At 46.9% G+C, this 540-nt stretch carries 1 protein-coding gene; it reads left to right on the top strand.

Features of this window, described 5'->3' with window-relative positions; genetic code table 11:
• Positions 1–540: GTP-binding protein (locus A3757_RS03660; RefSeq protein ID WP_231878206.1), on the top strand; the 540-nt coding region annotated here is incomplete at both ends.

The following is a 540-nucleotide window of genomic DNA, read 5'->3' as shown; positions in this document are numbered from 1 at the left end:
CTATCGCGACGTCTCACGTTGAGTATGATTCAACTGATCGTCACTACGCTCACGTTGACTGCCCAGGGCACGCCGATTATGTTAAGAACATGATCACAGGTGCTGCTCAGATGGATGGTGCTATCTTGGTTTGTGGTGCGACTGATGGTCCTATGCCTCAGACTCGTGAGCACATCCTTTTGTCTCGTCAGGTAGGTGTACCTTACATTGTAGTATTCTTGAACAAGGCTGACTTGTTGGCTGAAGACTGTGGTGGTGCAGGTTCAGAAGAATACAACGAGATGCTTGAATTGGTTGAAATGGAAATTCGTGAGTTGCTAGACACTTATGAGTTCCCAGGTGATGATACGCCAATTATCGCAGGTTCTGCTTTGATGGCATTGAACGGCGAAGATGATAACGAGCTAGGTACAACTGCTGTTAAGAAGTTGGTTGAGTCGCTAGATTCTTATATTCCAGAGCCAGAGCGTGCTGTAGATCAGCCATTCCTAATGCCTGTTGAGGACGTGTTCTCAATCTCAGGTCGTGGTACGGTTGTAA

The organism is Oleiphilus sp. HI0117 (assembly GCF_001635235.1).
This window is presented reverse-complemented; position numbering and strand designations above follow the sequence as displayed.